The sequence below is a fragment of the Roseimicrobium gellanilyticum genome (assembly GCF_003315205.1).
Lineage (GTDB): Bacteria > Verrucomicrobiota > Verrucomicrobiia > Verrucomicrobiales > Verrucomicrobiaceae > Roseimicrobium > Roseimicrobium gellanilyticum.
The window spans coordinates 635,440-654,244 of sequence record NZ_QNRR01000002.1; the positions used below are offsets into that span (position 1 = coordinate 635,440).

19 protein-coding genes are annotated in these 18,805 nt (G+C 60.0%); 11 read left to right on the forward strand and 8 right to left on the reverse strand.

Translation table 11 applies throughout. The features are described 5' to 3' along the window. The first annotated feature begins 7 nt into the window (after positions 1–7). From hisC to DES53_RS07850, 5 genes are all read left to right on the forward strand, one after another. A complete protein-coding gene (gene hisC / locus DES53_RS07830) occupies positions 8–1,102 on the forward strand; it encodes a histidinol-phosphate transaminase (RefSeq protein ID WP_113958134.1) in 1,095 nt (364 codons plus the stop codon). A gap of 13 nt (positions 1,103–1,115) precedes the next feature. Then, the gene (gene mnmE, locus DES53_RS07835) at positions 1,116–2,468 is read left to right on the forward strand and encodes a tRNA uridine-5-carboxymethylaminomethyl(34) synthesis GTPase MnmE (RefSeq protein ID WP_113957671.1); all 1,353 of its coding nucleotides are present in this window, start codon (positions 1,116–1,118) and stop codon (positions 2,466–2,468) included. Between the two features lie 214 nt (positions 2,469–2,682). Then, on the forward strand, positions 2,683–4,056 hold the full coding sequence (locus DES53_RS07840) for an MFS transporter (RefSeq protein ID WP_113957672.1): 1,374 nt from the start codon (positions 2,683–2,685) through the stop codon (positions 4,054–4,056). Positions 4,057–4,205: 149 nt separating this feature from the next. After that, the gene (gene speA, locus DES53_RS07845; protein WP_113957673.1) at positions 4,206–6,137 is read left to right on the forward strand and encodes a biosynthetic arginine decarboxylase; all 1,932 of its coding nucleotides are present in this window, start codon (positions 4,206–4,208) and stop codon (positions 6,135–6,137) included. Positions 6,138–6,264: 127 nt separating this feature from the next. Then, on the forward strand, positions 6,265–7,473 hold the full coding sequence (locus DES53_RS07850) for a saccharopine dehydrogenase family protein (RefSeq protein ID WP_113957674.1): 1,209 nt from the start codon (positions 6,265–6,267) through the stop codon (positions 7,471–7,473). 9 nt (positions 7,474–7,482) lie between these two features. Here the strand turns inward: DES53_RS07850 and DES53_RS07855 are convergent, their stop codons facing one another. Beyond that, positions 7,483–8,154, reverse strand: a complete 672-nt coding sequence (locus tag DES53_RS07855) for a suppressor of fused domain protein (RefSeq protein ID WP_113957675.1) — start codon at positions 8,152–8,154, stop codon at positions 7,483–7,485. A gap of 128 nt (positions 8,155–8,282) precedes the next feature. On the opposite strand from DES53_RS07855, the gene hisD reads away from it, so the two are divergent. The 4 genes from hisD to DES53_RS33835 all read left to right on the forward strand — a co-directional run bounded on the left by hisD (position 8,283) and on the right by DES53_RS33835 (position 11,756). Further along, the gene (gene hisD, locus DES53_RS07860) at positions 8,283–9,569 is read left to right on the forward strand and encodes a histidinol dehydrogenase (RefSeq protein ID WP_113957676.1); all 1,287 of its coding nucleotides are present in this window, start codon (positions 8,283–8,285) and stop codon (positions 9,567–9,569) included. A gap of 268 nt (positions 9,570–9,837) precedes the next feature. Then, entirely contained in the window at positions 9,838–10,848 is a 1,011-nt protein-coding gene (locus tag DES53_RS07865) for a dihydroxyacetone kinase subunit DhaK (protein WP_113957677.1), read from the forward strand. A 491-nt stretch (positions 10,849–11,339) separates the two neighbouring features. Beyond that, entirely contained in the window at positions 11,340–11,537 is a 198-nt protein-coding gene (locus DES53_RS33925) for a CsbD family protein (protein WP_170156996.1), read from the forward strand. A 90-nt stretch (positions 11,538–11,627) separates the two neighbouring features. Then, positions 11,628–11,756 carry a hypothetical protein gene (locus DES53_RS33835; RefSeq protein ID WP_281270138.1) on the forward strand — a complete coding sequence of 43 codons (129 nt, stop codon included), beginning with the start codon at positions 11,628–11,630 and terminating at the stop codon, positions 11,754–11,756. 212 nt (positions 11,757–11,968) lie between these two features. Here the strand turns inward: DES53_RS33835 and DES53_RS07875 are convergent, their stop codons facing one another. The 3 genes from DES53_RS07875 to DES53_RS07885 all read right to left on the reverse strand — a co-directional run bounded on the left by DES53_RS07875 (position 11,969) and on the right by DES53_RS07885 (position 13,412). Beyond that, positions 11,969–12,322: a hypothetical protein gene (locus DES53_RS07875; RefSeq protein ID WP_113957679.1), complete on the reverse strand. Its 354-nt coding sequence runs from the start codon at positions 12,320–12,322 to the stop codon at positions 11,969–11,971. Continuing rightward, on the reverse strand, positions 12,315–12,593 hold the full coding sequence (locus tag DES53_RS07880) for a hypothetical protein (RefSeq protein WP_113957680.1): 279 nt from the start codon (positions 12,591–12,593) through the stop codon (positions 12,315–12,317). The genes DES53_RS07875 and DES53_RS07880 overlap by 8 nt, the downstream gene beginning before the upstream one ends. Positions 12,594–12,692: 99 nt before the next feature. After that, positions 12,693–13,412 carry a DUF4336 domain-containing protein gene (locus DES53_RS07885; protein ID WP_147263274.1) on the reverse strand — a complete coding sequence of 240 codons (720 nt, stop codon included), beginning with the start codon at positions 13,410–13,412 and terminating at the stop codon, positions 12,693–12,695. A gap of 80 nt (positions 13,413–13,492) precedes the next feature. Here DES53_RS07885 and dhaL point away from each other — a divergent pair, with 80 nt between their 5' ends. Together dhaL and DES53_RS07895 are read left to right on the forward strand one after the other, a co-directional pair. Continuing rightward, positions 13,493–14,128, forward strand: a complete 636-nt coding sequence (gene dhaL / locus DES53_RS07890; protein WP_113957682.1) for a dihydroxyacetone kinase subunit DhaL — start codon at positions 13,493–13,495, stop codon at positions 14,126–14,128. Between the two features lie 87 nt (positions 14,129–14,215). After that, on the forward strand, positions 14,216–15,172 hold the full coding sequence (locus DES53_RS07895) for a 3-hydroxy-5-phosphonooxypentane-2,4-dione thiolase (RefSeq protein ID WP_113957683.1): 957 nt from the start codon (positions 14,216–14,218) through the stop codon (positions 15,170–15,172). 112 nt (positions 15,173–15,284) lie between these two features. Here the strand turns inward: DES53_RS07895 and DES53_RS07900 are convergent, their stop codons facing one another. The 4 genes from DES53_RS07900 to DES53_RS07915 all read right to left on the reverse strand — a co-directional run bounded on the left by DES53_RS07900 (position 15,285) and on the right by DES53_RS07915 (position 18,782). After that, the gene (locus DES53_RS07900; protein ID WP_147263275.1) at positions 15,285–15,833 is read right to left on the reverse strand and encodes a hypothetical protein; all 549 of its coding nucleotides are present in this window, start codon (positions 15,831–15,833) and stop codon (positions 15,285–15,287) included. Positions 15,834–16,032: 199 nt separating this feature from the next. Continuing rightward, positions 16,033–16,503 (reverse strand): hypothetical protein, encoded by a 471-nt coding sequence (locus DES53_RS07905; protein WP_113957685.1) that lies wholly within the window; start codon positions 16,501–16,503, stop codon positions 16,033–16,035. Positions 16,504–16,554: 51 nt separating this feature from the next. Further along, a complete protein-coding gene (locus DES53_RS07910) occupies positions 16,555–17,034 on the reverse strand; it encodes a hypothetical protein (RefSeq protein WP_113957686.1) in 480 nt (159 codons plus the stop codon). A gap of 80 nt (positions 17,035–17,114) precedes the next feature. Beyond that, positions 17,115–18,782, reverse strand: coding sequence for a hypothetical protein (locus DES53_RS07915; RefSeq protein ID WP_113957687.1), 1,668 nt, complete (start codon positions 18,780–18,782; stop codon positions 17,115–17,117). Positions 18,783–18,805 lie beyond the last annotated feature (23 nt).

The window sequence follows — 18,805 nt, forward strand, 5'->3', positions numbered from 1 at the left end:
CGTTCACATGAACGTCTGGAACCACGCCAACCCTCAACTCAAAGACCTCGTCTCCTACAAGCCCGGGAAGCCCATCGAGGAGCTGGCCCGTGAGCGCGGCCTGAAGCCGGAGGACATCATCAAGATGGCCTCCAATGAGAACCCCCTCGGCCCCTCGCCGAAGGCCATGGAAGCCATGGTCCAGGCCATGACCCAGGCGCACATCTATCCGGACGGCTTTGGATTCAAGCTGCGCGACGCCCTCGCGAAGAAGTTCGGAGTGGGCATCGGCCAGATCGTGCTGGGCAATGGCTCCAACGAAATCATCGAGTTCATCGGCCACGCTTTCCTCAAGCCTGGTGACAACATCATTACCGCCGAGCACGCCTTCGTGGTGTACAAGCTAATGGCGACCCTCTTCGGCGCGCAGACCATCGAAGTGCCGGACCCCGGCTTCGTCCACGACCTGGATGCCATGCTGGCGGCCATCACGCCCCAGACGAAGGAACTCTTCATCGCAAATCCCAACAACCCCACCGGTACCATGGTGACCATGGAGGCGCTGGAGCGCTTCATGGACAAGGTGCCGGATCACGTGGTGGTGGTGATTGATGAAGCATACTACGAGTTCGTGAACGAGCCTCAGGACACGATGAAGTTCGTCCGCGAAGGGCGGAACGTCATCCTGCTTCGCACCTTCTCGAAGATTCAAGGCCTCGCCGGTTTGCGCATTGGCTACGGCGTCGGCCCTGAGGAACTCATCGCGGTGCTGCACAAAACCCGGCAGCCCTTCAATGCAAACGCCATCGCGCAAGCGGGCGCGGTCGCAGGCCTGCTGGATGATGAGCACCAGAATCGCACCAAGCAGATCACGGACGAGGGCCGAACCTACTTCGAGCAGGAGTTCGCTGCGATGGGCCTGCCATTCGTGAAGAGTCACGCGAACTTCGTGCTCGTGCAGGTGGGGGATGGTGATGCCGTTTTCCAGAAGATGCTGGACAAGGGCGTCATCGTCCGTGCCATGGCGGAGTACAAGCTGCCCGACTGGGTGCGCATCTCGGTGGGCACCATGGAGCAGAACAAGCGTTGCATCGCCACGCTGCGCGGCATCCTCGGCAAGTAACGGCCGCCTGTTCATGACAGACACCATCGCCGCCATCAGCACCGCCTTTGGCGAGGCGGCGATCAGCGTGCTGCGCGTCTCTGGCACGGAGGCCGTGAGGGTGGGGGACAGCATCTTCCGCGGGAAAGCTCCCGTGGCAGAGTTGCCGTCGCGCGTGCAGCATCTGGGCCGCATCGTGGATGTGAGTGATGCCACAGTGGACTCGGTGCTGCTCACCGTCTTCCGTGGTCCTGCGAGCTATACGGGCGAGGACATGGTGGAAATCTCCTGCCACGGCGGAATCCTCGTCACGCGGCGGATCTATGAGCTGTTGCTCGCAAGTGGCGCTCGCGCCGCCGAGCCGGGAGAGTTCACCCAGCGTGCCTTCTTGAATGGCAAGCTGGACCTCACCCAGGCAGAGGCGGTGATGGATCTCATCCACGCCCAGAGCGAGCTTGCACTTCAGGCGGCTTCGCAACAACTCGAAGGAAGACTCGGTCACACCGCCGAGCAGATGCGTGAGGATCTCATTCATCTGCTCGCGCACCTGGAAGCCTACATTGATTTTCCGGAGGAGGACATCGATCCGGACACGGGAGATGCCATGCTGAAACGCATGGAGGCGTTGCAAACCACGCTGCGTTCCCTATTGGAGACCGCCGAGCACGGGCGCATCCTGCGCAGTGGCGCGCGTACCGTGATCTGCGGTGAACCCAATGTGGGCAAGTCTTCGTTGCTCAATCTCCTCACCGGGTTTGAGCGTGCCATCGTGAGTCCGCAGGCAGGCACCACGCGGGACACCATTGAAGAAATGCTGCACATCCATGGCCTGCCTTTCCGTCTGGTGGATACCGCGGGCCTTCGCCAGCATACGAGCGATTTCATTGAGCAGCACGGCATGGAGCGTACGCGCAAGGAACTCTCCCAGGCGGATGTGATTCTCGAAGTGGTCGATGGAAGCAAGCCGCAGGCTGAGGCGCATCGCGTTCCTGTGCCCGCTGGCCGTGAGAAGGCGCATGTGCTCATCTTGAACAAGGCAGACCTCGGCACGCATGATTCGTGGAGTGAGGTGTCTTCCGTGGCGCTTTCGTGTTCCAGCGCCCTGGGCGTGGAAGCACTTCGCAATGCCATGCGCGATGCGGTGTGGAGCAGCGCGGCATCCGGAAATGCGCAGCTTGTCGCCATCAACGCCCGTCACAAGTCCTGCTTTGAGCGAGCCTCTGCCGCCCTGAGAGAAGCCGCCGAGACCTTCCGTGCCAGCACTGGCACCGAGTTTGTCGCGCTTCACGTGCGCGAAGCCATGCAGGCCATTGGCGAAGTCACCGGCCGCGTGGACGTGGAGGAAGTGCTGGGTGCCATCTTCAGCACATTCTGCATTGGGAAGTGACGGAGGTAAGAAAGTAGTCCGCCGAGCTTCGGCGGTCAGGAGGGTGAAAAGCTCTTGGCAGCAGGACTCCAACTCGGAACGGGCGAGTTCATCTTGGGAAGCGCAATTCGGGAGTCGCGTCCCATGACCGCCGAGGCTCGGCGGACTACTTTCCTTGCAGCTTCCGCAAGGAGTGCTTCTCAAGAGTCGTTGTTTGCGCTTCCCTTTACCCCGCATGGCATCCTCAGCCTCTACTCCCGACCCGACGATCAAACCTGAATTGTCCCCGCTCGACAGCGCTCGCAAGAAGGCCTTCAGGCGGTTGCTTCCCATCCTCTTTGTCAGCTATCTCATCGCCTACATCGACCGTAACAACGTGGCGGTGGCGAAGCTGAACATGAGGTATGACCATCCATGGTTCGATGAAGCCGTGTATGGACTGGGAGCGGCACTCTTCTTTGTGGGTTATTTTCTGCTGGAGATACCTGGGAGTCTCATGGTGGAGCGTTGGAGTGCACGGAAGTGGATCTGCCGCATCATGGTCTCTTGGGGGCTCATGGCCGGTCTCACAGCTTTTGTCACCTCTCCGACCCAGTTTTACTGGGTGCGGTTTTTGCTTGGCTTGGCAGAGGCTGGTTTTTTCCCGGGTGTGATTGTGTATCTCACCCATTGGTTTCCTCGTCGTGACCGTGCTCGCGCGCTGTCCCTCTTTCTGGTAGCGACCCCGGCGGCGCAGGTGATCAATCCCCTCGTCGCGCGTCTGATCTTGCCTGTTGGTACGTCTCGGGAGGTGGATGGAGCCCTCGTCACCATACCGGATTTCATGGGGCTCGCGGGCTGGCAGTGGGTTTTCATCATCTGGGCACTTCCAGCCATCATTTTGGGTTTCATTGTCCTCTTCTTCCTGACGGACAAGCCGCACCAGGCGGCGTGGCTCACACCGCAGGAGCGCCAGGCCTTGGAGAGCGAGTTGGAGCGCGAGCGAATGGAAATGCGAGGTGGCAAAAAGCGCATGGGCATCATGGAGGCTTTCCGTCATCCCAAGGTGTTGCTTCTCACCCTGGCCTATTTCTGCGTGGTGAGTTGCAGCTACGGCATGGAGTTCTTCATGCCGTCCATCATCAAGGAGTGGTACAGCATGGATATCAAGCCACTCATGCTTTTCATCATTCTCCCGCCCATGGTGGCTCTCGTGGCCCAGCTCGCGTGCGGATGGAGCTCGGACCATTTCAATGAGCGCCGCTTCCACGCCGTGGTTCCGCTGGTCATTGGCGCTTGTGCCGTCTGCTCCCTGCCATTTCTCAAGGGCAACGTGTGGATCACCGTAGGTCTCATGATGGTGGCCTTCGCTGGGTTCAAGGGGTACATGCCCGCCTTCTGGTCCCTGCCGAGCCTTTTCCTTGTGGAGGCGGCCGCGGCCAGCAGCATTGGCCTGATCAATTCCGTCGGAAACCTCGGTGGTTTCATGGGATCTTTTGTCATGGGGAAGGCGCGTGAGATGACTGGCTCCTACGATGTAGGCCTCTGGTACCTCAGCGGCTCGATGCTCTGCTCGGCGATTATCCTTTTCTTCATGGGAATCGGGAAGCGCGAAAAGGCGCCCGATTAGGAGATCTCACCGGAACAGGGCAGGCCCCACGGTGCCGTCGCTGCAAGCGCGGGCCCTTTCTTCATGAAACTTCACTTTTCATTCCCGTAAAACGTGCTCACTATCGGCGCTCAGTGATTTGATCATCCCTACGCGCCCTTCCCCTGAGCATGAGAAAAAAAGCCCCTGACTGGTCCATCGCGGAATCCGCCGAAACGTACGGCATTCGCGAATGGGGGAACCAATACTTTGACATCTCCGCCAAAGGAGAGGTCGTCGTACACCTTCGCGATGGCAATAAGACGAAGGCGGTCAGCATTCCGGACATCGTGCGTGGCATGAAGGAGCGCGGCATGCAGCTGCCGGTGCTCATTCGCTTCGGCGATCTCCTGCGCTGGCGCATCGAGGAACTGAACGAAGGCTTTGCCACCGCCATTCGTGAGGCGGCCTACCGCGGGAAGTACCGCGGCGTCTATCCCATCAAGGTCAACCAGCAGCAGGAGGTCATTGAGGAGGTGACCAAGTACGGCCGCAAGTATCACTACGGCCTCGAGGCCGGCAGCAAACCGGAACTCATCGCCGCCCTGGCCTACATGCAGGATCCGGAGGCCTACATCGTCTGCAACGGGTACAAGGACGAAGAGTTCATCGACCTCGCCCTGTACGCCCGGAAGATGGGCATCCAGGTGCTCATGGTGCTGGAAATGCCCAGCGAGCTGGACCTCATCCTGGAGCGCAGCAAGAAGCTCGGCATCGAGCCCGCCCTCGGCGTGCGCATCCGCCTTACCACCGAGAGTGCCGGTCACTGGAGCGAAAGCGGTGGGGAGAAGAGCGTCTTCGGCCTGAACATTTCCCAGGTCATGGCAGCCGTGGATAAGCTGCGTGACTGCGGCATGCTCCACTGCCTGCGCATGCTCCACTACCACCAGGGCTCGCAGATTCCCAGCATTCGCGCCATTCGTAATGCCGCCGTGGAAGGCGCGCGCGTCTATGTAGGCCTTGTGCAGGAAGGCGCCAAGATGGGCATCCTGGACCTTGGCGGTGGTCTCGCCATCAGCTACGATGGCCTGAAGAGCGGCTCTGAAGGCAGCAGTGACTACGGCACGAAGGAATACTGCGCGGACGTCATCGAAGCCATCAGTGAAGTCACGGACGAGGCCGGTGTGGAGCACCCGGACATCATCACGGAATCGGGCCGAGCCGTCGTGGCCTACTACTCCGTGCTGGTGATCAACGTGCTGGACATCAACCGCTACGAGGCCTCTGGCATCAAGCGTCTGCCAAAGAAGCCACCGGCGCTGCTGAAGAACATTTTTGATCTCCGTGCGAAGGCTCTCGGAAACGGCGCCAATCCCTCCCGGGAGTACATCCAGGAAATCTACAATGACGCGGTGTACTACCGCGAGAAGATCCGCTCCGAGTTCAACTCGGGTAAGATCACCCTGCGCCAGCGCTCCATGGGCGAGGAACTCTACTGGGAGATCCTGACCTGGGTCTCCAGCAAGATGCAGGAGGCCGGTCATACCTCCGACCAGATGGATCGCCTGGAGGCCGTGAAGACGGACTACTACTACGGGAACTTCTCCGTCTTCCAGAGCCTGCCGGACTCCTGGGCCATCGACCAGCTCTTCCCGGTGATGCCCATTCACCGTCTCGGTGAGAAGCCGACCCGCCCCGTGGTGCTGAGCGACATCACCTGTGACTCGGATGGCAAGATGGATCGCTTCATCCACTCCCAGGACATCCACAGCACCCTCCCGCTGCACGATATCAAGATCGAGGGTGAAGACTACATGCTCGGCATCTTCCTGGTGGGAGCCTATCAGGAAACCCTCGGTGACCTGCACAACCTGCTGGGTGATACGAACGTGGTCAGCGTCCGCATCGAAGGCGGTCGTCTCAAGTACACGCGCGAGCTGGAAGGCGACACCGTCTCCGAAGTGCTCACGTACGTGGAATACGAACCCAAGGAACTCATCCGCCGCTTCCGCGTGCTCGCGGAGGAAGCCGTGGTGAAGAAGCACATCTCCGCCCGCGAGCGCTTCGAAATCATGGAAGCCTACGAAGAGGGCCTGCGCGGCTATACGTACTTCGAGAGCTGATCTGACGATTCTGTCACCAAGGCTTTGTCTCCCAAACCCATCATCCTCTGCATGATGGGTGGCGGGGACCGCTCCCCATGAATCCTCCCTTTTGACTTTTCCCATTTAACTTTTCACTTTCTCCTCCATGTCCCACAGAGTCCTCATCATCGGAGCCGGCGGCGTAGGCCGCGTCGTCGTCCACAAGTGCGCACAGCTTCCGGAAGTGTTTGGCGAGATCATGCTGGCCAGCCGCACCAAGTCCAAGTGCGACGCCATCGCCGCTGAACTGAAGCGCCCCATCCAGACCGCTGCGGTGGACGCGGACAATGTTCCCGAACTCGTAAAGCTGCTGAAGGAGTTCAAACCGGAAGTGGTGATCAACGTCGCGCTCCCGTACCAGGACCTCACCATCATGGACGCGTGCCTCGAAGCAGGCGTGCACTACATCGACACCGCGAACTACGAGCCGCGCGATGTCGCCAAGTTCGAGTACCACTGGCAGTGGGCGTATCAGGAGAAGTTCAAGGCCGCTGGTCTCACCGCGCTGCTCGGTTGCGGCTTCGACCCCGGTGTGACGAACGTGTACACCGCGTACGCGATGAAGCACCACTTCAGCAAGATCGACACGCTGGACATCATCGACTGCAACGCCGGCGACCACGGCAAGGCCTTCGCCACGAACTTCAATCCCGAAATCAACCTCCGCGAAGTCACTGCAAACGGACGCTACTGGCAGGATGGCAAGTGGGTCGAAACGAAGCCTCTTGAGATCAAGCGCAGCTTCGACTTCCCGGATGGCATCGGCCCGAAGAACATCTACTGCCTGTACCATGAGGAACTGGAGTCGCTGGTGAAGCACTTCGATATCCGTCGCGCCCGCTTTTGGATGACCTTTGGCGACAACTACATCAAGCACATGGAGGTGCTGGTGAACGTGGGCATGACCCGCATCGACCCCGTGGTGCACAAGGGTGTGGAAATCATCCCGATCGAGTTCCTCAAGACCCTGCTTCCCGAGCCCGGCACCCTCGGCCCCGATACCAAGGGCAAGACCTGCATCGGCAACTGGATCGAAGGCACCGGCAAGGACGGCAAGTTCAAGCGCTACTACGTGTACAACATCAAGGACCACGAGGACTGCTATGCCGAGACGAACAGCCAGGGCGTGAGCTACACCACCGGTGTGCCCGCCATGATTGCTGCCCGCCAGCTTCTCACCAATCCCTCCGAGTACCGTCAGCCCGGCGTCTGGAACGTGGAGCAGCTCAACCCGGATCCCTTCATGGAAGACCTCAATAAGTACGGTCTGCCCTGGGTGGAAACCTGGCCGACCGAGCCGCTGCCGGGGGAGTAGAGTCGACCTTCAGCTTGAGGGGAGGTCAATGGTTGACCTCCCTGCATGGGTCACCGGATGTGCATTGACTGCTCGCAGCAGCTCAATGAGTGCCTGACTGCCATGCTTCTTGGCATAGTCTCGTTCCAGTGCGGAGATGCCTGTGACAGCAAGAAAAAGGGCACTCCCACTTTCTTGCTGGAACTCCGCGTCGTACCCAGTTGGGGACGAGAGAACGACGTGCGTAAGTTCGCTCTTCTCCCAATCAATGGCGCTCCCCAGAGGAATCCTGTCGAAGTATTCCATCGGCGGTTTCTCCCCAAGGCGTCCGAGCTGAAGGCCAAGTTCATGCACCATGAGTTGGTGCAAACGCTGGATGGGCCAATCGGCGTCGACATCTGTCTCAAAGGTGAACTCACATCCGAAACCAGAGATGCCATCGGGATTGGGGAGATCATCAAACCACGCGTTGGAAAGGCCTGAGCTAACATAGAGCCAGCTTTCACGTTGCTTGGTCGGGGCAAATTTGAATACCCCGCAGGTGGACCATCGCGGATCCTTCAGGTTAGCCTTTTCTAGGCGAGAGAAGGGAATGGGGTAGATGCCTTGGTTCACGTCGCCGAAGAGCCTGGGATAGAGGACATCCTCCCGGTGTTCCCAAATGCGTTCAAACCAGCCTTCCCAGCTCTCGTTCGTTGACATGCAATGAGGTAGAGACAGGACCGGCCGTTTGGCAATAGTCAAGTCGACTGCGCTACACCATTTGAAAACTCTGGCATCCCATGTAGCGTGCCGACCCCTTCGTTCTTACCCCTCGAAGGTCACCCTCCATGAGAATCATCCGCTACACCGACGCCGAATACGCCAACGAATCACGACGCCTTGACCGCCGTGCCGAAGCGTCTGACCGCGTACGGGAGGTGGTGTCATCCGTCATCAAGGACATCCGCGAGCGTGGCGACGCCGCGCTGCTGGAACTGACGAAGAAATTCGACGGCGCGGATCTCACTCCTGACACCCTGGCCATTCCCATCGCCGACGCGGAGCTTGCCATCGATGCGCTCGAACCCCGCGTGCGCGAGGCCATGGAGGCTTCGAAGCGCAACGTGCAGACCTTTGCCCAGCAGTCGATGCGCAAAGCTTGGTCCATGACCAATGAACAGGGCGCTGAAGTAGGCGAGGTGTTCCACCCCTTCGAGCGTGTGGGCGTGTACGTCCCCGGCGGCACCGCACCATTGGTGAGCACGGCCATCATGACCGTGGCCATTGCCGCTGCGGCAGGAGTTCCGGAAATCGTCGTGTGCTCACCCTGCGGCAAGGAAGGCCAGGTGAATCCCAATCTGCTCGCCGCACTGCGGCTGGCGGGGGCGACGGAAATCTATCGCGTCGGTGGCTCACAGGCGATTGCCGCCATGGCCTTCGGCACGGAGACCATCAAGCCTGTGACGAAGATCTTCGGCCCCGGCAACAGCTACGTGGTGGAAGCGAAGCGCCAGGCCTTCGGCGTTGTCTCCGTCGACCTGCTTCCCGGACCGAGTGAAGTGCTCGTTCTCGCGGACAAGAGCGCGAATCCGGCCTTCATCGCCGCAGACCTGCTCGCCCAGGCCGAGCACGGCAAGGACAGCGGTGCCGGATTCCTCACGGATGACGCCGCCCTGCTCGAAGCCGTGCTGAAGGAAGTCGAAACACAGGGGGCCAAGCTCTCCCGTCAGGACATGGTGCGCAGTGTGCTGGACAAGGAATGCTTCCTCATGCTGGTGCCCACGCTCGAAGAGGGCGCGGAAATCGTGAACAACTACGCTCCCGAGCACTTGAGCCTCATCACCGAGCGCGAGCAGGACATCCTGCCACTCATCCGCACCGCAGGCGCCATCTTCCTGGGCAACTACTCACCCGTGGCTGTCGGCGACTTCCTCGCTGGTCCCAGCCACACCTTGCCGACCGGCGGGGCAGGGAAGTCCTTCCCTGGTCTCACGGTGGACATGTTCCAGCGCCGCACCAGCATGGTCCGCCTTTCCAAGGAAGCCTGCGCGAAATCCGAGTCCGTGGTCCGCATCTTCAGCGAGATCGAAGGGCTGGACGCGCACGGGAATTCCGTGAGTGTGAGATCGATCTAGAGAAGTGGTTCGCCATATTGGTGGTCCGCACACTCCGTTGTGCGGTCACGCCTGCGCGTTCCTTGAAGCTCCAAGCCCACCCCGTTTTGCAAATGCGCCAGCAGGCAGCGGTATCAGGCGTGAAGCAACGTCCCTGACCGCACAATGGAGTGTGCGGATCACACTGGCGCACTTCATTTTGACAACTCCCGTCGCCCCCGTTAAAACGGCGGGCGCATTTCGCCACCGCAGCAGCAACCAGAAGCACCACCCTTCCTTACACACCGTCATGAGCTCCAATTCCGCCAAGAAGATCATCAACGACCCCCTCAAGTGTGCCGACGAACTCTTCGAAGGCCTGGTGCTCGCCTATGATGGCAAGGCCCGCAAAGTCGGTACGCGTTCCATCGTCATGAACGATCTGCGCCCGGATGCGCCCGCGCTGCTCATCGGCGGTGGCGCTGGTCATGAGCCGATTTACCACGGTCTCGTGGGCAAGGGCATGGCGGACGGCGCCGCGATTGGCGACATCTTTGCGGCTCCTTCCCCTGACATCGTGCTCGAAGCGACCCAGGCGGTGAACCGTGGCAAGGGCGTGCTCTATCTCTACGGCAACTACGCCGGGGACGTGATGAACTTCGACATCGGCGCGGAACTCGCGGTCGAGGAAGGCATCGAGGTGAAGACCGTGATCATCAATGATGACGTGGCTTCCGCGCCCCCGGATGCCAAGCACAACCGCCGTGGTGTTGCTGGTCTCGTGCCGGTGGTGAAGCTCGCTGGCGCTGCTGCTACCAAAGCCGCTTCACTCGATGAGCTTGCCCGCATCGCCCAGAAGGCCGTGGACAACACCCGCACCGTCGGCGTCTCCACCAAGCCAGGCAGCATTCCCGCCACCGGCCAGCCGACCTTCGAACTCGCAGATGACGTCATCGGCCTCGGCATGGGCATCCACGGTGAGAAGGGCGTGGGCCTCATCCCCATGTGCACGGCAGATGAACTCGCTCCCAAGATCCTCGACCTCATCTTTGCCGACGACCTTCCGCTGAACGCAGGTGACGAGATCGTGTTCTTCGTGAACAGCCTTGGCAGCACCCACATGATGGAGTTGCTCATCCTTCTGCGCGCGGCGAAGCCCATCCTCGAGAAGCGCGGGCTCAAGGTGCACCAGACCATCGTGGACAACATCGTGACCTGCCAGGAAATGGCCGGCGTGTCCTTCAGCATCACCAAGCTCGATGCCGAGCTGAAGGCCCTCTGGGACCTTCCCTGCGAGAGCGTGGGATATACCAAGCTTTAAGCATTGGGACAAGAGTTCAACGCCTGCCGCTGCAACGGTGGGCCATTTACCCAAAGCGGGGCCCCTTACAGGCCCCGTTTTTGTTGTGAGCTGAGGGACTTACGCGGAAGCGCCACAGTCACCGGGAACATTGCACTGTTATGTGAAAAACCCATGCACCATGCAACGGTGTGCATGGTGCATGGAAATGGCCGGTGTTTTCATAAGGCGTTTGATGTCAGCGTGTTGCGCTTGGTTTTGGGTGTCTGGCCCAAATCATGCCCTTAGTGGAGATGAGAGCGCCACAGGCGTTCTCACAAAACCAACTCCACAACATGAAAACACGACTGCTGTTGATTGCCCCGGCATTGATGCTCGGCCTTGCCGCTTGCAAAGAAAGTCCCCGTGAGCAGGCTCGCGAAGCCCGTGAAGAGGCTCGTGAAGAAGTCCGGGAGGCCCGAGAAGAGGCTCGTGAAGCTGCTGCCGAACGTCAGGAGAAAGTGAACGAGACTCTGACTGCTTCACCTTCCAAGCTCAAGGCGAAGGGAAGCTGGAATGAAACCAAGGGCAAGCTGAAGCAAAAATTCGCCGAACTGACAGACGACGACCTCCTCTACCAGGAAGGCAAGGAAGACGAGCTGTATGGCCGTCTCCAGCAACGCCTCGGGAAGACTCGCGAGGAAATCGACCGGATTATCGATGAACTCTAAGCGGGATTCGGAGTTCGCTGCGTGACCCGGCGCTCCGGCCGGATACGCGATGGAGAGTCCCATTTCGCCAAACCCTCACCCGACCAAACCATGAAAACCCCTGAACCACCCCCTGGTCGTTTCGAACCGAAAGGCAAGATTGGCTACATCATCCTCTGGCTGATGGGCGTGCCTGCATCTGTGCTCTTTGTCATCTTCCTGCTGCGCGGTTGCACGTGAGTAGCTTCGACGACGACATGAGTTCGAAAAACAAAAGCTGGCAGACTTCAAATCTGCCAGCTTTTTCTTTAAGGAGGTTAGGCGTCCTCGCCTGACAGCGGACGTTAGACCTCCGGTCTGACGGAAGGGTATCGCGATCCGCCACGGTCCTTTCGCCACGTCAGGCTGGAAAGCCTAACGCCCACTGTCGGACTGGAAAGTCCAACCTCCTCTCATCGGCCAGCCCATCTTTTCTCCAGCGAATGCAATCCGCGCTTCACCGCATCCACACCATCTTCTGCGAGGTGGCTAGCCTTCCTGTAGGCAGGTCGCTCCGTGAGATGCGCCAGCCGTGCCTGGATGTCCTCCAGCAGCCGCAGTGCCTTGCTCTTCGGCGGAGGTGGGGGGGTGAGCAGTTCCTTGAGCACGATACCCACGGCGCAACCCACGCCCACGATTGTGAGGATGGTGGCCACAGGATGCTCGCGAATCATGTTCTCCACCTGCTTCAGCGTCGAGGGGGGCGGCACATCGTGAGGAGAGGGAATGTGCGGAACGGGCGGAACTGGTTCAAGGGAATCACTCATGACCGGTTTGGGGCTTGGATTGGGAGGATGCGAGCACCAGTTCCGCCGCCTTCATGATGCCGAAGGTGAGCAGAGCGGGTTTCAAAAGGGTGAGCGCCGTGCTGGTGGCCGCAGAGACGATGAAGCGCTTTGGCAGCACATGGAAGAGAAGTCCGATGCCAAAAGCCACCGCGACTGCTTTCGCGGGTTCGCGCCGAGCCATTGTCTCTGCTTCGTGCAGGATGTCGTGGACGAAGTCTCCGAGCGGTTTGGCTGGCGTCTCTTGGCTCATGATGGCAGGTATCCGGCTTGAAGGTGAATCGAGGAAACTGCGGGGCCTCTCGTGGAATCGCGTCCCATGCCGTGTTCGTGTGGATACGCCTTTGCCGCGCTACCCGGAAGGCAGCAGCCCCTTCTCCCGGAAGAGCCGGGCCAGCGTTTCCTTGCCCCCGCGCTCGATGATGTCGCCATGGCCCACGATCACGCGTTCGAAGTCCCACTGCATCATTTTCGTGAGCGACTGCTTGAAGGCCGCCTCGTCCTTCACTTCTTTGAGGAAGATGCGGCTCACACCCGGCCCACCCTGAAGGCCGGAGGCAAGCTTCAGCAGCAGGCGCACCCAGGCGCCGGCGGTGGTGGGCACGTTGAACACCAGGTCCGCCACAATGAGGGTGCGGCTTGGAACGTGCAGGAAGACATACTCGTTCAACCCTGGCATGCCAGCGATGGGCAGTACCTCCAGTAGCCCGTGCCACTCCGCAGGCGGTTGTGTCAGCGGCTTCGGTGCCACTCCGCCTCCAGTGTCAGGGAATCCCGGTGGCAAATACATGTCCGCTTCAGGGAAGACGGCGCGTCCCTGCACGGTATAGGTGTCGTGAATGGTCGCGCCTTCCACCATCCAGGCGGGCGTGCCCAGTTCTCGGATCGCTGCCGCATCCGCCGCGCTGAAGGGGGCCGTGGAATGGATCACCACCTGCCCCCCGATGCGGATGATGGTAACCGTGCGACCAAGATTCGCTCCCAAAAGCTTCATGGGATAGCGCGCCACCCAGAGATTCTCCGCGACCTGCTGCATGGTCCGCACGAAACGACGGGTCTGGAAATTTGCCAAGGGTAAATCCGGAGACCCTGCGCTATTCACCTTGCCGTTTGACAAAGGCCCGCCTGTCTCCATGTAATCCGCCCCGTTTTATGCCCAAGACTTCCCTCTCCAAAGAAGACGTGAAAGCCATGCTGCTGCTGGCCTGCGAGCGCATCATCGCCGCCGAGCCCCAGCTTTCCGAAGCCGACCGCAATCTCGGTGACGGTGACCACGGTCTCGGCATGCAGCGCGGCATGACCGCTGCCAAGGAAAAGCTGAATGCCGCTGAGCCCGATAGCGTTGAAAAAGCTTTCTCCACCGTGGGCATGGCCATGATGAGCAGCATGGGTGGCGCGAGCGGGGCCATCTTTGGCACCTTCTTCCGCAATGGTGGCAAGGCCCTCGCAGGCAAGGAAACCTTCGATGCCGCAGCCCTCGCCGCCTTCCTACAGGCCGGAGTGGACGGCGTGAAGTCCCGTGGCGGCGCCGCTGTCGGTGACAAGACCGTGGTGGATGCGATGGAACCTGCCGCCGTAAAGGCTGCTGAAGTCGCTGGCGATGCTCTCCCCGAAGCCATCACTGCGGTAGCCGCAGCCGCGGAAGGTGGCTTGGAAGCCAGCAAAGCCCTCGTCGCGAAATTTGGCCGCGCCAAGACCCTTGGCGAAGCCGCGATTGGTTTCCCCGATGCCGGCGCCATGTCCGTGACCGTCATCATCAATGCGATGAAGGACTACATCACCGCGTAGTCTCCCTGTTCCGCCCAGTCCCTTGTCCTAATCGGACTACCAGCCTCTATTTTCGTCTCCCCAGAACACCCAAACCACAAAGCATCCATGGCAGACATCCAGACCAGCGCCTCCGACAAGAAGGAGAAGGAATATTTCACCGACATCCCGCAGGAGGCCCCCGGCTTCTTCCTCAAGGGCTCCCACCAGTATGACTGGGGTCTCAAGAACCGTCTCAGCAAGGTTTTCAATCCCAAGGATGGCCGCACCGTGATGCTCGCCTTTGACCACGGCTACTTCCAGGGGCCCACCACGGGTCTTGAGCGCGTGGACCAGACCATCCTTCCGCTGGAGCCGTATGCGGACTGCCTCATGCTTACCCGCGGCATCCAGCGCAGCGTGATCCCCGCCTCCACCACGAAGGCCATCGCCCTCCGCGCCAGCGGCGGCACCAGCATGGTGAGCCCCATGGAAGAGTGGGAAGGCGAAGTCGGCGACAAGAAGTTCAAGCTTCAGCGCCCCGGCTTTGAGCCTCTCTCCAACGAGAGCACCGCGCTCAACATCGAGGAAGCCATCCGTCTCAATGCCTCCATCCTCGCCGTGCAGGTCTTCGTGGGCAGCGCCTATGAGCGCCAGTCTCTGAAGAACATGACGGACCTCGTGGATGCCGCCAGCCGCTATGGCATCGGCGTCATGGGCGTCGTGGCCGTCGGCCGCGCCATGGCTCGCAATGCGCAGTACTTCCGCCTCGCCACCCGCATCATGGCGGAACTCGGCGCGAACGTCGTGAAGTGCTACTACACGGAAGAAGGCTTCGAAACCATCACGAGCTGCTGCCCTGTGCCGATCGTCATCGCCGGTGGCAAGAAGCTTCCCGAACTCGACGCACTGAAGATGAGCTACAACGCCATCCAGCAGGGCGCGAACGGTGTGGACATGGGCCGCAACATCTTCCAGAGCGATGATCCCATCGCCATGATGCAGGCCGTGCGCGGCGTCGTGCACGAAGGCCTCACCCCCGAGCAGGGCTACCAGAAGTACCAGGACCTCAAGGGCAAGCGCTAAGCCTCGCGCTAGAGATACAGGTTAAGAGTTACTTGAATGAAGAGCCGCCTCGTTTGGGGCGGCTCTCTTCTTTGGAGAATTGAACCTTGAGGCACTCCGTGACCTGCCATCATCAGGCACTGTCATCTGAGTCTGCCTTGGACCGCTCCGACCACCATTGCTGGAGGGCCACAAAAGCCATCAAGACAGAGAGCGGACTCAAGAACACGGCATGTGGGTAGACCACGAGGAAAAATGTCGTGTGGATTGCGGCCCACGACCAGGCAATGACGCGCTCCCTTCTTGTGAAGTATCTGCAGATGGTGAACCACACAAAAAAAGCGGGAAGAGCCGCGGTGAAGATCCAGAACAGCCGGATGTTCATGGGCGTCTGGTCGAGTCGTTTTAGACCGGCGCGGGCTGGCTCCACAGCCAGGTGCAACAGCGCAGGAATCAGCGGCATGAATGCCCAATAGAGCGAAAAGTCCTGGGAAGGGATGGTCGCAGCAACTGGGCAGTAAAGAGATCGCACTTGAGCAATGGGTGTGATCAGGACGACAAAAAGGGAGAGGAGCTGATGGAGTGGAACAATCCGCAACACCAGCCAGATCCAGAGCCAGAACGCAAGCTCGTGACAAATGACGGGAAGCCCCAGCGACATCAAGAAGTAGCGCTCGGACATCTGTGGCAGGGTAGTTGCAAACGCACATGCGACCACCAGCAGCCAGCCAAGAGCAAGGTATCGCTGCCACTTCGCGAAACGCTTTTCCAATGTGAACCACGACCAGAATACCGGGAATACACCGACTCCCAGCCAGAAGAACGCAGCACTGCGGCGGTCGCGCGGAGTGAGAATGAGTGCCGGGGTCATGGCAGCATGGCTAAGCAGAATCGCCCAGTTCCCTCTGCACTGGCGCCAGTGTGAAGTGCAACAAGGCAGGGACCAGGATCGCCATGGCATGCGCGAAGCCCAGTGGTTGCTGGCAGAAATTTTCCAAGGCTTGTTCGGATGCCGGGGAGCCGGTAAAGACCGCGACCACCCAGCAAAAGACGACAATGTCGATGAACGATGGGCATCCCGTGTGGTAGATATGTCTTAGCACCAACCAAGCGAACAAGCCCCCTCCCACTGCGATCGAGATGAATTGAAGATTGGCCAGCGCAAACTGGTAGTGCCCCACCATTTCGGGCCATGTCAGCACGACTACAACGGTGAATCCTGCCAGCCAACCGAAGGCCAGACCCCTGCTGAGTTTCGAGTGTTTTGGCCCAAGGGTGAACCACGACCAGAACACCGGAAGTATCAGCACACCCAGCCAGAAGAAGAAATCCCTGCGGAAATTCGCGTGCATTGCCGTGCCCTTATTGGATCGATTCCACCACGACGCGTATTTCGTGTCGAGCTAGTTCTTTTTCGCCCTGGGTTTTTGTTTCGTGAGCACACATTCCTCTGGGAAGTAGTGCTGGCCGGTCGAGTTCTTGATCTTCCACTCCAGCTTGCCTTTCACGATTTTCATCTCGGCTTCACCTTCGCCATCGCCGTAGCCGCTCTTGAATTTTACCGAGGCCACGCCATTCACCACGGTGCCAGTGATGGAAGGCGGGCTGCCAAATTCCTTCAAGACCGTATCCACACGCCGGCCACCGCCGACCACGGAGTTGTGATAACCTTCAATCTTGTCGCCGGTCTGCACGAGGTCGAAACCGAAACCGCTCTCTTTGGTTTGGAAGTTCCAGTCTCCTGTGAAGTCTGGCGCGGCTGCTGGTTGTTCAGTGGGCTTTTTCTTGTCTTCAGCTTGCAGGGAGATGCAAAGCAGCGTTGCAAGGGCTAGCGAAGCACTTTTCACAAAACCACGGCGGCACAAGTTCACGCTGATCATCATGGTGGCGTGTTTAACACGAGCTTTGCACCACGCAACGCTCGATGCGTTTACGATTTGGAAACCTTTTCCGAACGCGAGCGCTAGTTACCCTCCGTCTCCCGCCCCTCCCACGGAGTCCTGCGAATGACACTGTTCAGCATGTAAAACGCTCCGCTCATCACCAGCGCTTCTCCAACGAGAAATGCCCAGAACCACCCCTCCTTCCATGTCCACCACGATGCGACACCGATGAAGGCTGAGACCAGCGTGACGGCGAGCATGAGCACGCATCCCATGCTGGGATCGCGCTGTTCTTCGGGAGGTTTCGCAAGCGGGAGCCAGGTGCCCATGAGGGCGGGAGTGAGGGAGAACGTGGGAAGGAAAAAGAGCGCGGGCAGCATCATCACTAGTGGTACCGGAGACTTCTGGATGACGGCCATCACCGCACTCTGCAGCACCAGCATGGGCAGCGTGAGCAGCGCCAGCACCGCTTTTCTTGTGCCGTGGAACAGAGGGGCCCAGTGGGAGAGGGGGGCGATGTGAAACAAGGCTGTGGCCCGCCAGTGCTCGGAGCGCTGCAGCAGGAGCATGGCCTGCAGGGGGATGATGCCCATGTAGCAGGCCATGAAGGCCTGCAGCCAGGAAAACCTCTCCGTACGGTCTCCGCTGCTGGAAGTCAGCACCATGATGAAAGGCATCACCAGCAGAGGGGCGATGCCCGGATACAGTCGCAGCTTCATCTCGCGGTCGCGGAACATGTAGGCGGTGGTGAGCATGAAAGCCTGCTTCTCCGTAGTGTCCCGCAGCCACCAGCGGAGCAGCGGGAGATTGAGCAGCTGCTTGAGACGTTTGCCGCGTGGCTGTGTGGCGGACTCCACCGGGTTTGCCATTTCATTGAGCGCCATCAAGCCCTTCCCATACGCGGAGCCCAGCACGCCAAAGGCGAACCAACTCACCAGTGCTGTCGCTGCGAGCCCCGTGCCTGCCGCGATGAGCAATCGCGGTGAAGCACCGGAGCCTGACACTACGGAGTCGAGCGCGCCGAACCAGACTGGCGGGAGTGCCAGTGCCCATGGGCTGAAGGCTTCGATGCTCGTGAGGTCCTTCATGCCCAGTGCGCGTGGCAGGATCTGGGCACCCACCACCATCACCACGGCGAGCAGGGATTGCAGGCCCGCCAGCACGTTGTCCAGCCGCTCGCGCCCCATCCATTTCAGACACAGGTTGTACACCAGCACGATGCAGGCGGAGCAGAAGACCATGAGCAGCACCGTAGAAACGAAGTGTGCCGGAATGAAGGCATACGTCGCACCCTTGCTCCACAGTCCTGCCACCATGCCAATCGCATTCAGGGAAAGTGCGAGCAGCAGAGCGAAACATACGAGCACGGCAATCTTCGCCCGCAGGAGCTGCCGTGGTGTCACCGGTCGGTGAAGAAGGATTTCCGCCTCCTCCTTCATGAAGAGCATGGTGCCTGCATTCGCTGCCAGAGTCAGGCTGGCGAACATGAGCGTCCAGGCGTGCAGCACGCTGGCGAAGGTGAATGTCTCCAGCGTGGGAGCGAGCACGGCGGGCACGGCGCCGAACACTCCGAACAGCAACATCGAAATCCCGAGTCCCATGTGCTTCCGCGCCTGGTGGGAGGCAGCGTGCTGCGCGGCGCGTCCTCGAAAAAGCAGCTTCCAGAAGAGGCGTCGCAGCACCGCCTCCGTGGAAAGAACCTTCGCCGGAGAATCGAACAGCGCGGGGCTGGTGGCGCGATCGTGCATGAGCGGCGTGGGTTTTCTTTTTC